The organism is Azorhizobium doebereinerae UFLA1-100, assembly GCF_000473085.1.
Lineage (GTDB): Bacteria > Pseudomonadota > Alphaproteobacteria > Rhizobiales > Xanthobacteraceae > Azorhizobium > Azorhizobium doebereinerae.
This window is the reverse complement of record NZ_AXBA01000022.1, coordinates 15,533-29,136: the sequence shown is the minus strand read 5'-3', so window position 1 is coordinate 29,136 and position 13,604 is coordinate 15,533. Positions and strand designations below refer to the sequence as shown.

Here is a 13,604-nt window from a genome sequence, read left to right as displayed (position 1 = left end):
ATCCGCTTCCCAGCGGGGAAGTGAGCGGCATGTCCGCTCTTGGTCGTGAAGCAGCCACAGTTCGCCAACATAGCCTTGGGATACGCATTCGCGTTAAGGGTGGCGCGTGCCATAAGGCATGGGCGCGGGCCATTCGGCTCGCCTTGTGTCAATCGGAGTGGGCCGGTCCCGGTGTCGGGAGTTGGCTGTCGGGGGGAGGGAGCCGGCGACATGCGGCTGCTGTTGAGGTTCTTCGGCTTCCTGTTCGCGCTGGGCACCGTCGTGCTCCTCGTCGGTGCCGCGGGCGCGACCTATTTCGTGTGGAAATATTCCCAGGACCTGCCGGACTACACCCAGCTGCAGAATTACGAGCCGCCGGTGATGACCCGCGTCCATGCGGGCGACGGCTCGCTGGTGGCGGAGTACGCGCGCCAGCGCCGCCTCTACATGCCGATCCAGTCCGTCCCCAAGATGGTGCTGGAAGCCTTCCTCTCGGCCGAGGACAAGAATTTCTACGAGCATGGGGGCATCGACCCCTCCGGCATCTTCCGTGCCGGCATGTTCTATATGCAGAACCTGGGTTCCAGCCGCCGGCCGCAGGGCGCCTCGACGATCACCCAGCAGGTGGCGAAGAACTTCCTGCTGACCAACGAGGTGTCGATCGACCGCAAGATCAAGGAGGCCCTGCTGGCGCTGCGCATCGAGCGCGCCTACACCAAGGACCGCATCCTTGAGCTCTATCTGAACGAGATCTACCTCGGCTCGGGCTCCTACGGCATCGCCGCCGCCGCGCTGACCTATTTCGACAAGTCGGTCGAGGATCTGAACATCCAGCAGGCGGCCTATCTCGCTGCTCTGCCCAAGGCGCCGTCGTCCTACAATCCCTATCGCAACACCGACCGGGCCATCGAGCGGCGCAATTGGGTCATCGACCGCATGGCGGAGAATGGCTTCATCACCGCCGCCCAGGCGGAGACGGCCAAGAAGAGCGGCCTCGACGTCACCCCGCGCCCCACCGGCGCGCACATCTTCGCGGCGGAATATTACGCCGAGGAAGTGCGGCGGCAGATCTACGAGCGCTATGGCGAGACCAAGCTCTATGAGGGCGGCCTCTCGGTGCGCACGGCGCTCGATCCCCGCCTGCAGTCCATCGCCAAGAAGAGCCTCACCGAAGGCCTCGTGCGCTTCGACGAGCAGCGCGGCTGGCGCGGCCCGGTCAACCGCATCGAGCTGACCGGGGACTGGGGCGTCAAGCTGGCCGAGGTCAAGGCGTTCGGCGACATCCCCTGGAAGCTGGCGGTGGTGCTGGATTCCGGCAAGGACACCGCGCGCATCGGCCTGCAGCCGCAGCGTGACCGTTCCGGCGGCTTCTCCTCCGCCCGCGACCTTGGCCTCATCACCCTCGACGGCGTGAAATGGGCCCGCTGGACCAAGGGCCCGGACGCCGGCCGCGCGGTGAGTTCGGTGTCGCAGGTGCTGAAGCCCGGCGACGTCATCTATGTGGAGTCCATCGCCGGCAAGGACGGCCAGTACCGGCTGCACCAGATCCCCGACATCGAGGGCGCCATGGTGGTGATGGAGCCGCGCACCGGCCGCGTGCTCGCGCTGTCCGGCGGCTTCTCCTATGACGAGAGCCAGTTCAACCGCGCCACCCAGGCCCTGCGCCAGCCCGGCTCCTCGTTCAAGCCGATCGTCTATTCCGCCGCGCTGGACAACGGTTACACGCCCTCCACCGTGGTGCTGGACGCGCCGATCGAGATCGACCAGGGCCCCGGCATGCCAGTGTGGGCGCCGGAGAACTACGCCAAGAAGTTCTACGGCCCGCAGACCCTGCGCTTCGGCCTGGAGCAGTCGCGCAACGTGATGACCGTGCGCCTCGCCCAGGATGTGGGCATGCCGCTGATCGCCGATTACGCCAAGAAGTTCGGCGTCTATGACGACATGCTGCCGGTGCTCTCCATGTCGCTCGGCGCGGGCGAGACCACGCTGATGCGCATGGTCGGCGCTTATTCCATGATCGCCAACGGCGGGCGCAAGGTGACGCCTTCGCTCATCGACCGTGTGCAGGACCGCTACGGCCACACCATCTTCCGTCACGACGAGCGCGAATGCCGCGGCTGCGACGCCGACAGCTGGAAGAACCAGCCCGAGCCGACGCTGATCGACCGGCGCCCGGTGGTGCTGGACCCCATGACCTCCTACCAGATCACCGCCATGATGGAGGGCGTGATCCAGCGCGGCACCGGCACGGCGCTGAAGGACCTCGGCCGCCCGGTGGCCGGCAAGTCCGGCACCACCAACGAGGAGAAGGACGCCTGGTTCATCGCCTTCACCCCGGACGTGGTGGTGGGCATGTATCTCGGCTACGACCGGCCCAAGCCCATGGGCAAGGGCTCGACCGGCGGCGTGCTGACCGCGCCCATCGTGCGTGACTTCATGAAGACCGCGCTGGCCGACAAGCCGGCCATTCCCTTCCGCGTGCCGCCGGGCATCAAGCTGGTGCGCATCAATCCCAAGACCGGCCTGCGCGCCGGACCGGGGGAGAATTCCATCCTGGAAGGCTTCAAGCCCGGAACGGCGCCGCCCGACAGCTATTCGGTCATCGGTTCCGACGCTTCCGTCGGCGTGACGCCGGAGGCCGACCGCGCGGTGCGCTCGGGCACCGGCGGGCTTTACTGAGCCGATCGATCCTCGTTCCCATCTGAGCGGGGCCCGCGTTCCGGCGCGGGCCTTTGCCATGACGGAGCGTTGGCGCGTGCGCCGGGCGTTTACAGGCCCGCCGCGCGCCGCTACGTTCCGCCGCCCAATTCGGAGTAACGTTTGCCATGCGTGCGGAACTCGCCGCGAAAGTCGACGAGATCAATGCTTCCGTTGATCTGCTGCGCCAGCATCTCAACGTGGACCGCTCGCGCCGGCGCCTCGCCGAACTCAACGCCATCGCCGAGGACCCCAAGCTCTGGGACGAGCCGGACCGGGCGCAGAAGATCATGCAGGAGCGCACCGGCCTCGAAGACGCCCTCGGCGCCATCGACCGCATCAACCGCGATCTTGCCGACAATATCGAGCTCATCGAGCTCGGCGAGGCCGAGGGCGACGAGGGCGTCATCACCGAGGCCGCCACGGCCCTCGATGGCCTGAAGGCCGAGCTGGCGCGGCGCGAGCTTGATGCCCTGCTCTCCGGTGAGGCGGATGCCAACGACAGCTATCTGGAAGTCCATGCGGGCGCCGGCGGCACCGACAGCCAGGACTGGGCGCTCATGCTGATGCGCATGTACACGCGCTGGAGCGAGCGGCACGGCTTCAAGGTGGAATTGGTGGACGAATCGCCCGGCGAGCAGGCCGGCCTGAAGTCTGCGACGCTGCTGGTGAAGGGCCACAATGCCTATGGCTGGCTGAAGACCGAGAGCGGCGTGCATCGACTGGTGCGCATTTCGCCGTTCGATTCCAACGCCCGCCGCCAGACCTCCTTCGCCTCGGTGGACGTCTATCCGGTGATCGATGACCGCATCGTCATCGAGATCAACGAGAGCGAAGTGCGGATCGACACCATGCGCTCCGGCGGTGCCGGCGGCCAGCACGTGAACAAGACCGAATCGGCGGTGCGCCTCACCCATATCCCCACCGGCATCGCCGTGGTGTCCCAGGGTGACCGCTCCCAGCACAAGAACAAGGCCACCGCCTGGAACATGCTGCGCGCCAAGCTCTATGAGATGGAGCTCAAGAAGCGCGAGGCGGAAGCCGCCGCCGAGCAGGCGGCGCGCACCGACATCGGCTGGGGCCATCAGATCCGTTCCTATGTGCTCCAGCCCTATCAGCTGGTGAAGGACCTACGCACCGGGGTCACCTCCGGCACGCCGCAGGACGTGCTGGACGGCGACCTCGATCCCTTCATGGAAGCGGCCCTCGCCCAGCGCGCCTATGGCGGCGGGCCGGGCCAGGTGGAGGACGTGGAGTAGAGCGGAAGTCCGAGGAACACAGCTTCGTCTTTAGCAAGGGGCGGGCGGACGAGGCTTGGCTTTGGGCGGCGTGCAGCCCCCATTGTCATGCGGCGGCTTGGGGGGCTGCGCACTCGTCGAACTGGCACGCTCTGTAAGCCACCGAATGAGTGCCCTATGGCGCTCGTCCGTCAAATCGCCTCGGCGGTGGCCGCGCCTGGAGCCAATGCTCATTTGAAGCCCCCATTCGTCTGGAAGCTCGTCGTTAGTCTCAATCCTCCAGAACTGATCAAAGACGAGAACATATTCGCCCTTCAGGTCTCCCGCCTCGCACTCCGGACCATGGCTGGTGTTCTCCACCCGACGGTATCTGCCGGGCGAAACGGGTTCGTAGATGTTATCGGGCCGGTCGCTGAATCGGGGCTTTTTCGACTGAAAATCTGGCGCGTTCCAATAGCTGGAGAACAGTAGTTTTTGGGCCACACGACCTGCCCACACCACGGAGTGTGGTGGGCGGCGCAACCGAGCACCGGCGAAGGCAAGAACCAAGTCGCCAACATCCGCGCCCTTGCGAATGCCGGACTTGCAAATGGCCAAAGTGACGGAAGGCGGATCGTAGTTCGGAGCCTTTCCCTCATCTGTCGTGATAACGTATCTCCATAGCTGCATCGCCGCATCCCCCATACCTGTGGTTAGGATAAATGCGGCGACACGCTCGTTTCAACTGTTAAGCCAGCGCCTGCGCTGCCTTCAGCACCTCTTCGGCATGGCCGTCCACCTTCACCTTGGGCCACACCTGCGCGATCTTGCCGTCGCGGCCGACCAGCAGGGTGGCGCGGGCGACGCCCATGTAGGTCTTGCCGTACATGCTCTTTTCGCCCCACACGCCATAGGCGTCCAGCATGGCGTGGGTCTCGTCCGAGCCGAGCGGAAAATCGAGCTCGTACTTCGCCTTGAACTTGTCCTGGGCGGCCACCGCGTCGGCCGAGACGCCGAGGATCGCCGTGTCGGCGGCGGCGAACTGGGCGCGCAGGCCGTTGAAGGCGATGGCTTCCTTGGTGCAGCCGGGGGTGTCGGCCTTGGGATAGAAATAGATCACCAGCTTGCGGCCGGCATAGTCCTTGAGGGATACCTCGGAACCGCCGTCGCGCTTCAGCTTGAACGCGGGAGCTGGCGTACCGGGCTGGGGAATTTGTGCCATCTGCCTTCCTTTCGACGTCACGACGTCATAGCGCAGGGCCCATGGCCTTGCCTCGAAGAACGGAATGTCCATTCTGCCTCAGAACGGGCACCTGGCGCGGGGGCGCGCAGTGGCGGGGCCGGAGGGTTCTGAAGGCATGAGCGAAGACCGGGCGCAGTTCAAGCCGGCGGTGCGTGCACCGCGTCGGTCACACCTGCACGGCCTCGCAGGCGCCCTTATTCCCCGCTCGCGGGTGGCGCGGGCGCTGGTCGGAACGTTGCTGGTGCTCATGGGGCTCGGCGGCGCGGCGGCGCTCGCGGTCTATCTGCTCATCGCCGGCGGCGTCATCACCGCCAACCTCGCCACGCCCTATATCGAGCGGGCCATTGAGGACCGGCTGGAGGGCAAGTACAAGGTGCGAATCGGCTCCACCGCGGTGGAGACCATGCATGGCGGCGCCACGGTCGTGATCGCCCGCGACATCTCGGTGGCCGAGCCCGACGGCACGGTGGTGGCGAGCGCACCCAGCGCCGAGGTGGAGCTGGACGGCAGCCTGCTCACACTGTCGCTCAAGGCCCGGCGCTTCGATCTCATCGGTGCCGAGATGACCCTGCGCATCGGTGCCGCGGGCGAACTCGAAGTGGCCACCGGCCGCGGCTCGCGTCCGTTGTCCACGGGTGCCGCGCCGCCGGAGCCCGCCGGCGCCTCGCCGCCGGGCAGGACCGCGCCGTCTCCCGCCGCCACACCGGCCGCCGTCCCGGCGGCGCCCGCTCCGCAGGGCATCCCTGCCCCCGTGGCGGGGACGCCGGCCGACTTCGGCGGCGATCCTCTGGTGCTGAAGGCGCTCGCGGAATGGCTGAACGCGCTGGAGCGCTCCGGCTTCGACGGCGGGGCGCTGTCCGACATCGGCCTCAAGAACGGCAGCCTGGTGGTGCAGAACGTGGCCACCGGCCGGCACATCACCTTCGACGACATCTCCATCCGCCTCGGCCGCACGCCGGAGGGCGGGGCCGTGTTCACCTTCACCTCGCAGCAGCCGCACGGCCTCGCCACGCTGGTCGCCACCATCGGCCCGGCGCGCGACGGCGAGCGGCTCATCGACTTCGTGCTGAAGGACGTCTCCACCCGCGACCTGGTGCAGGCCTTCAGCCAGGATCTCAAGCGCTTCTACATGGACACCCCGCTCGGTGCGACGCTGCGCGCGCGCCTCGCCAATGACGGCCGGGTGCTGGCGGCGGAGGGCGGCCTGTCGCTCGGCGCCGGCCAGATCGGCAATGGCGAGGAGGTGGAGGAGCGCTTCGACATCGATTACGCGCAGGCGCGCCTCGTGCTCGATCCCGCCAGGCGGACCATCATGGTCGAGCCGCTGCTCGCGGTGAAGAACCAGAACAAGGTATCGCTCAAGGCGCAGATCACGGTGCCGGACCTCTCCGGCCAGCCCTGGCCCTATGTGATCTCGCCGGTGGATGTGGTCCTCGCCGGCCCGGAGATGCCCGAACCGCCGCTGGTGGTCACCAGCCTCAACATCGCCGGCCGCTTCACGCCGCCGGACAAGAAGCTGCTGATCGAGCAGGGCGACCTCGGCAGCGCCGTGGGCAGCCTCACCTTCACCGGCCTGTTCGATTTCGGCGTGGCGGTGCCCTATGTGCAGCTCAAGGCGGTGGGCTCGCGCATGCCGTCCGCGACCGTCAAGCGCTTCTGGCCGGTCACGCTCGCCCCTCCGGCGCGTACCTATGTGCTGGAGAACATCAGCGGCGGCACGGTGGAAAGCACCACCTTCACCGTCAACATGGCGCTGGACCTGATCGGCCAGAAGTCCGTGCCGCTGCCGGACGATGCGGTGCACATGGACATGACCGCCTCCGGCATCACCTTCCGTGCCGTGAAGGGCCTGCCGCCGCTCACCAACACCAAGCTGGGCGTCATCGTCACCGGGCGCACGGTGCGGGTGAACATTCCCGAGGCCACGGTGGTGACGCCGCAGAACCGCCGGCTCGCGGTCTCCGACGGCGTGTTCTACATCCCGGACTATTTCCCGCGTGAGCCGAACGGCCTCGTGAAGGTGAAGTTCGACGGCCCGGCGGACGCAGGCATCGAAGTGCTGGGCATGGACGCGCTGAAGGGCAGCGAGGGGCAGGCGTTCGATCCCTCCACCACGCGCGGCAAGCTGTCCGCGCTGCTCCAGGTGAAGATCCTGTTCCGCAAGGTGCCGCAGCCCGGCGACGTGGACTATTCGCTGGAGGCCAAGGTCACCGATTTCGGCGTGGACAAGATCTTCCAGGGCCAGCGCCTGGAAGGGGCGAGCGTGGACGTCTTCGCCTCGCCCGCCGGCGTCCAGCTGCGCGGCGACGGCAAGATCGCCGGCGCGCCGGTGACGTTCGACTATGACAAGCGCAAGGATCGGGCCGAGGCGGACGTCAAGGTCAATGCCACCCTGGATGATGCCTCGCGGCAGAAGCTCGGGGTGGAGCTGCCGGCGGTATCCGGCCCCATCGCCGTGAAGCTGGTGGGCACCACCAACAACAAGCAGACCAAGGCGGCGATCGAGCTGGACCTGACCGCCGCCCGCATCCTCGACCTCGTGCCGGGTCTCAGCAAGCCGGCCGGCAAGCCGCTGAAGGCGAAGTTCAATTCCAACGACGCCGGCAAGAGCCTGAAGATCGACGACCTGACGCTGGACGGGTCCGGCACCAATATCCGTGGCTCGCTGGAACTCTCCGACAGCAACGAGATCGTCGCCGCCAACTTCCCGACCTTCCAGCTCAGCGACGGCGACAAGGCGAGCCTGAAGGCGGACCGGGCCGGGGATGTGCTCAAGATCCGCATCACCGGCGAGGTGATGGACGCGCGCGGCATCATGAAGAGCCTCGTGGGCACGCCGTCATCCGGCTCACGGAAGGATCAGAAGACGCAAGACGTGGACGTGGACGCCAAGATCGGCGCGGTGACGGGCAACAATGGCGAGGTGCTGCGCCAGCTCGACCTGTCGCTCGGCCGCCGGGGCGTGGAACTGCGCACCTTCGCGCTCACCGCCAAGGCGGGCCGGGAAGGCACGGTGGCCGGCGAGATCCGTAACTGGGGCGACACCCCGCGCCGCGCGCTCTACATCAGCACGTCGGATGCGGGGGCGCTGCTGCGCTTCCTGGACGTCTACGGCAAGATCCAGGGCGGCACCATGTGGGTGATCGTCGACCCGCCGCGCGGCGACAATGCCCCGCAGAACGGCGTCTTGAACCTGCGTGACTTCGTCATCCGCGGCGAGCCGGGCCTCGACAGCCTGAGCCAGGCGGCGCGCGACAGTTCCGGCCGGGTGGAGCAGGGCACGGCGGTGTTCGAGAAAGCGCAGGCGCAATTCACCCGCACCACCGGCAAGATCGCCATCCGCGACGCCGCCATCTGGGGGCCGGTGGCGGGTGCCACCATTGAGGGCACCATCGATTTCGCCGCCGAGCGCATCGCCATGCGTGGCACCTATGTGCCGGCCTACGGGCTCAACAACATGTTCAGCAAGCTGCCCATCTTCGGCACGCTGCTGGGCGGCGGCCCCAACGAGGGCCTGCTGGGCGTGACCTTCGAGGTCACCGGCCCCATGAGCGGCCCGACGCTGCGCATCAACCCGCTTTCCGCCGTGGCGCCGGGCTTTCTGCGCAAGATGTTCGAGTTCCGCGGCGCGGCGGAGAACCCTCCGGCGCCGTGACGCACTGCGGCGCCAGCCCGGGGTGAGCCCGGCCGTGCAAGGTGACGATGGACGGTTGCGGGGTGCCTCTGCTAGACCGTGGTCATTCAGGCGGGCAAAGGGGAAGCAGGTGCGGTCTTATCTCATCGCGGGGTTCGCCCTCGCTCTCGTCGGCGCAGTGTCGCCGGCCCTGGCCAAGGGGCCGGGCAAGTACGAGGTCAAGGGCACGAATTCGGAAGACAAGTCGAGTTATTCGGGCACGGCCACCATCACCAAGACCGGCAAGGATTCCTGGCGGGTGCTCTCGGTGATCGACGGCGACAAGTTCGACGGCTACGGCATCGGCGACGAGGATATCATCGCCGTGACCTTCTCCGGCAACGGCTCGACGGGCGTAGCGCTCTACGTCGGCCAGGATGACGGCAGCTACAAGGGCATCTGGGCCTTCAAGGGCGACAGCAAGATCAGCACCGAGGTGCTGGTGCCGAAAAACTGAGCGGCCATCGCTTCAGACGTTGCGTCCCTGGACGGCGGGCCACTGGCCCGCCGTTTTGCGTTCCGCCGGCCCCTCGCTCACGCCGGGCGCAGGAGGACGTGCTTCTTCTTGCCCATGGAGAGCTTGATCACGCCCTCGGTGGTCAGGTCGCCCTCGGTGAGCACCAGCTTCTCGTCGGTGATGGTTGCGTCGTTCACCTTGAGCCCGCCGCTCTTGATCTGGCGGCGCGCCTCGCTGGTGGAGGGCACGAGGCCCGCCGTCACGAAGGCCGCATTGGCGGCAAGGCCCGCCTTCAGTTCTGAGGCCGGCACCTCGATGGTCGGCAGGTTGGTGGACAGCGCGCCGTCCTCGAAGGTGGTGCGCGCGGTGGCCTTCGCTTCCTCGGCGGCGGCACGGCCATGCAGCAAAGCGGTGGCCTCTGTCGCCAGCACTTCCTTGGCGAGGTTGATCTCCTGGCCCGCGAGCGCCGCGAGGCGAGCGATCTCATCCAGCGGCAGCTCGGTGAAGAGCTTGAGGAAGCGCTCCACGTCGGCGTCACCCGTGTTGCGCCAGTACTGCCAGTATTCGTAAGGCGACAGCAGCGCCGCATCGAGCCACACCGCGCCGCCCGCCGTCTTGCCCATCTTGGCGCCGGAGGAGGTGGTCAGCAGCGGCGTCGTCAGCGCGAACAGATCGGCGCCGTGCATGCGGCGGCCGAGTTCCATGCCGTTGACGATGTTGCCCCACTGGTCGGAGCCGCCCATCTGCAGCACGCAGCCATGGCGCTTGTTCAGCTCCACGAAGTCGTAGGCCTGCAGGATCATGTAGTTGAATTCGAGGAAGGTAAGGGGCTGCTCGCGCTCCAGCCGCAGCTTCACCGAATCGAACGTCAGCATGCGGTTGATGGTGAAGTGCGGCCCCACCTCGCGCAGCAGGGGAATATATTTCAGCTCGTCGAGCCAGTTGGCATTGTTCTCCATGATGGCGCCGGCGCCAAAATCGAGGAACTGCGCGAACACCTTGCGGATCGAGGCGATGTTCTCGTTGATCTGCGCGTCGGTGAGCATCTTGCGCGCCTCGTCCTTGCCGGACGGGTCGCCGATCTTGGTGGTGCCGCCGCCCATCAGCGCGATCGGCCGGTGGCCGGTGCGCTGGAGCGTGCGCAGCATCATGATGGAGAGCAGATGGCCCGCGTGCAGCGAGGACGCCGTGGCGTCGAAGCCGATATAGGCGGTGATCGGCCCTTCGCTCGCCTTGGCGTCGAGGCGCTCGAGATCCGAGCACTGGTGGATGTAGCCGCGCTCGTTGAGCACGCGCAGGAAATCGGAGCGAAAGGTGGTCATGTCGATCTGTTCGGATGACGGAAAGGTGCGGTGATGTAACAGGTCTTGGCCGGGAATGCACCGGCGGGAGCGGGAAGGGTGCCATGCGGACGGCGATGCGCGCGATCGGGCTGATGAGCGGAACCTCCATGGACGGCATCGACGCGGCCCTCATCGAGACCGACGGCGAGGCCGTGTCCTGGCTCGGCTCCGCGCTCACCGTGCCCTATGACGCCGCCACCCGCGCGCTGCTGGAGGGCGCCATGGCGGACGCCCGCGGCGTGAATGCCCGCGACGACCGCCCCGGCCGCCTCGCCGAGGCGGAGCGCCGCATCACCACGCTGCATGCCGAGGCCGTTCGGGCGCTGATCGACACGCTGCGCCTCGCCCCCGGCGACATCGACGTGGTGGGCTTCCACGGCCAGACGGTGATTCACCGCCCCGACGCGCGCCTGACCGTGCAGATCGGCCTCGGCGGGGTGCTGGCGCGGGAGCTGGGCATTCCGGTGGTGGCGGATTTCCGCGCCGCCGACGTGGCGTCGGGCGGGCAGGGCGCGCCGCTGGTGCCGGTGTTCCACCAGGCGCTGGTACGCGCGCTCGATCTGTCGGGCCCGGTGGCGGTGCTCAACGTGGGCGGCGTCGCCAACGTGACCGTTCTGGACCGGGAGGCCGACCCCGTCGCCTGCGACACCGGGCCGGGCAATGCGCTGCTCGACGACTTCATGGCCGAGCGCACCGGCCGGCCGTTCGACGAGAGCGGGCAGGCGGCGGCCTCCGGTGTGGTGGACGAGGAAGCCGTGGCGGCCGTGCTGGCGCATCCCTTCTTCGCGGTGCCGCCGCCGAAGTCGCTGGACCGGAACGATTTCAGGGCGTTCGTCGCGCAGCGCCTCGGTCTTGGCGGGGTATCGACGGCGGACGGGGCGGCCACCCTGACCGCGCTCACCGCCGCCAGCGTCGCCGCCATCGTGCCGCTGCTGCCGCGCCCGCCGGAGGCGTGGATCATCGCCGGGGGCGGGGCCCGCAACCCTACGCTGCGGGCCATGCTGGAGGCCCGCCTCGGCCGTCCGGTCCGTCTCGCCGAGAATGTGGGCTGGTCCGCCGATGCGCTGGAGGCGCATGCCTTCGGCTTCCTCGCGGTGCGGGCCTTGCGCGGCCTGCCTTTGACCTTTCCGACCACGACCGGCGTCGCCGCTCCGCTCACCGGGGGCGTCCTGTTTTCGGCCTGAAGGCGCGCAAAAGGTGATGCGTCTTTTCACCACCCAGGTAAGGTACGCGCGGGCGATCCACCGGGCGGGGCAGGGCGTATGTCCAATAAGTTACAACGGGATATCGGCGTCGTCGGGCTCACCTTCGTCGCCGTGAGCGGCATCATCGGCTCGGGCTGGCTGTTCGCGCCGCTCCTGGCCGCCAAGCATGCGGGCCCGGCCGCGATGGTCGCCTGGGTCATCGGCGGCTTCGCCATGTTCCTCCTGGCGCTGACCTTCTCGGAAATCTCCGCCATGCTGCCGGTGCCCGGCGGCATCGCAAGGGTGCCTTTGTTCAGCCACGGCAACCTCGTGGCCATGGCCATGGGTTGGAGCGCCTGGGTGGGCTACAACACCACCGCGCCCATCGAGGTGGAGGCGATGCTGCGCTACCTCGCCCCGCATCTGCCCTGGCTGCACACCACGCCCGGCGGCGGCACGCTCTCGCTGGCGGGCATGGGCGTGGCCATCGCGCTGATGGCGGTGTTCACGCTGATCAATGCGTTCGGCGTGAAGTTCTTCGCTTATGTGAACTCGGCCATCACCTGGGCCAAGATCGCCATTCCGCTGCTGGTCACGGCGATGCTGCTCATCTCGCGCTTCTCCACCGCCAATTTCACCGCCGGTGGCGGCTTCGCGCCGCTCGGCTGGTCGGGCATCCTCGGTGCCGTGTCCTCGGGTGGCATCATCTTCTCCTACATCGGCTTCCGCCACGCGGTGGACATGGCGGGCGAGGCGAAGAACCCCGGCTTCACGGTGCCGGTGGCGCTGCTGCTGTCCGTGGTCATCTGCTTCGTCATCTATGGCGGCTTGCAGTTCGCCTTCATCGGGGCGCTGGAGCCGCAGGACATCGCCCGTGGCTGGGCGGCGCTGACGCTGCCGGGCGAACTCGGCCCGCTGGGCGCCATCGCCGCCGCCCTCGGCCTCGTCTGGCTGGTGAGCCTGCTGAACGTGGGCGCCGTGGTGGGGCCGTTCGGCGGGGCGCTGGTGGCGGTGGGCTCCAACGCGCGCCTTGCCTATGCGCTGTCGGAGAACGGGCTGTTCCCGCGCCTCATCGCCCGCCTGTCCAGCCTCGGCGTGCCGCTGGCGGCCCTGCTGTTCAACTTCGCCCTGTCCTCGCTGTCGTTCGTGATGCTGCCGTTCGGCGAACTGGTGCAGCTGAACTCCTCGGCCATCGTGCTGTCGTTCATCGTCGGACCCATCGCCGTGGTGGCGCTGCGCGCGCTCTTGCCCGGCGCGCGGCGGCCGCTCAGGCTGCCGGCGGTCCACCTGATTGCCGCCGCCTCCTTCGTGGTGGCGACGCTGGTGGTCTATTGGAGCGGCTGGCCCACCGTCTGGCGCCTCGGCGTCTGCATGCTGGTGGGGCTGGCGCTGTTCTTCGCCTATGCCCGGCCGCGCATGACCGAGCCTGCGGATACGCGCGAGGCGGCCTGGCTGGTGCCGTACCTGCTCGGCATCGCGCTCCTGTCCTACCTCGGCACGTTCGGCGGCACAGGCCTGATGCCGTTCGGCTGGGACCTGCTCATCGTGGGCGGCTTCGCCCTCGCCGTGTTCGTGTGGGCGGTGGCCTCGCGGCTCACGCCGGCCAAGTTCGAGACGCGGCTGGTGGGCGAGGAGCGGTTGGAACTGGAGGAGGGCGGCAAGATCCTCGACACGCTGCCGCCGGAAGCCGAGGCGCTGCGACCCTGAGCGGCGCCGTTTCCCGCTGCGGGAGACCCTGAAACGGAAAACGCCGCGCGAGGGTCTCGCGCGGCGTTTTCAATTCAGAGGGGGGCCAATTCAGACGTCGGCGG

Annotated in this window: 9 protein-coding genes; 6 read left to right on the top strand and 3 right to left on the bottom strand. The window is 67.9% G+C overall.

Going from position 1 to position 13,604, the window contains the following annotated elements:
• The first annotated feature begins 210 nt into the window (after positions 1 to 210).
• Together YU1_RS0116020 and prfB are read left to right on the top strand one after the other, a co-directional pair.
• Positions 211 to 2,658: a penicillin-binding protein 1A gene (locus tag YU1_RS0116020; protein WP_029004935.1), complete on the top strand. Its 2,448-nt coding sequence runs from the start codon at positions 211 to 213 to the stop codon at positions 2,656 to 2,658.
• A 146-nt stretch (positions 2,659 to 2,804) separates the two neighbouring features.
• On the top strand, positions 2,805 to 3,935 hold the full coding sequence (gene prfB, locus YU1_RS0116015) for a peptide chain release factor 2 (RefSeq protein ID WP_029004934.1): 1,131 nt from the start codon (positions 2,805 to 2,807) through the stop codon (positions 3,933 to 3,935).
• 30 nt (positions 3,936 to 3,965) lie between these two features.
• Here the strand turns inward: prfB and YU1_RS34910 are convergent, their stop codons facing one another.
• Together YU1_RS34910 and bcp are read right to left on the bottom strand one after the other, a co-directional pair.
• A complete protein-coding gene (locus tag YU1_RS34910; protein WP_198018950.1) occupies positions 3,966 to 4,583 on the bottom strand; it encodes an Nmad2 family putative nucleotide modification protein in 618 nt (205 codons plus the stop codon).
• A gap of 58 nt (positions 4,584 to 4,641) precedes the next feature.
• Positions 4,642 to 5,115, bottom strand: a complete 474-nt coding sequence (bcp, locus tag YU1_RS0116010; protein ID WP_029004933.1) for a thioredoxin-dependent thiol peroxidase — start codon at positions 5,113 to 5,115, stop codon at positions 4,642 to 4,644.
• Positions 5,116 to 5,251: 136 nt separating this feature from the next.
• On the opposite strand from bcp, the gene YU1_RS0116005 reads away from it, so the two are divergent.
• Both YU1_RS0116005 and YU1_RS0116000 read left to right on the top strand, forming a co-directional pair.
• Complete coding sequence (locus tag YU1_RS0116005; protein WP_156922192.1) at positions 5,252 to 8,791, top strand: YhdP family protein; 3,540 nt, start codon at positions 5,252 to 5,254, stop codon at positions 8,789 to 8,791.
• Between the two features lie 109 nt (positions 8,792 to 8,900).
• Complete coding sequence (locus YU1_RS0116000; protein WP_029004931.1) at positions 8,901 to 9,266, top strand: hypothetical protein; 366 nt, start codon at positions 8,901 to 8,903, stop codon at positions 9,264 to 9,266.
• Positions 9,267 to 9,343: 77 nt separating this feature from the next.
• On the opposite strand, the gene tyrS is transcribed toward YU1_RS0116000, so the two are convergent.
• Positions 9,344 to 10,588 carry a tyrosine--tRNA ligase gene (tyrS, locus tag YU1_RS0115995; RefSeq protein WP_029004930.1) on the bottom strand — a complete coding sequence of 415 codons (1,245 nt, stop codon included), beginning with the start codon at positions 10,586 to 10,588 and terminating at the stop codon, positions 9,344 to 9,346.
• 95 nt (positions 10,589 to 10,683) lie between these two features.
• Here tyrS and YU1_RS0115990 point away from each other — a divergent pair, with 95 nt between their 5' ends.
• Positions 10,684 to 11,793, top strand: a complete 1,110-nt coding sequence (locus YU1_RS0115990) for an anhydro-N-acetylmuramic acid kinase (protein WP_029004929.1) — start codon at positions 10,684 to 10,686, stop codon at positions 11,791 to 11,793.
• Positions 11,794 to 11,871: 78 nt separating this feature from the next.
• Complete coding sequence (locus YU1_RS0115985) at positions 11,872 to 13,500, top strand: APC family permease (protein WP_029004928.1); 1,629 nt, start codon at positions 11,872 to 11,874, stop codon at positions 13,498 to 13,500.
• Positions 13,501 to 13,604: the final 104 nt, after the last annotated feature.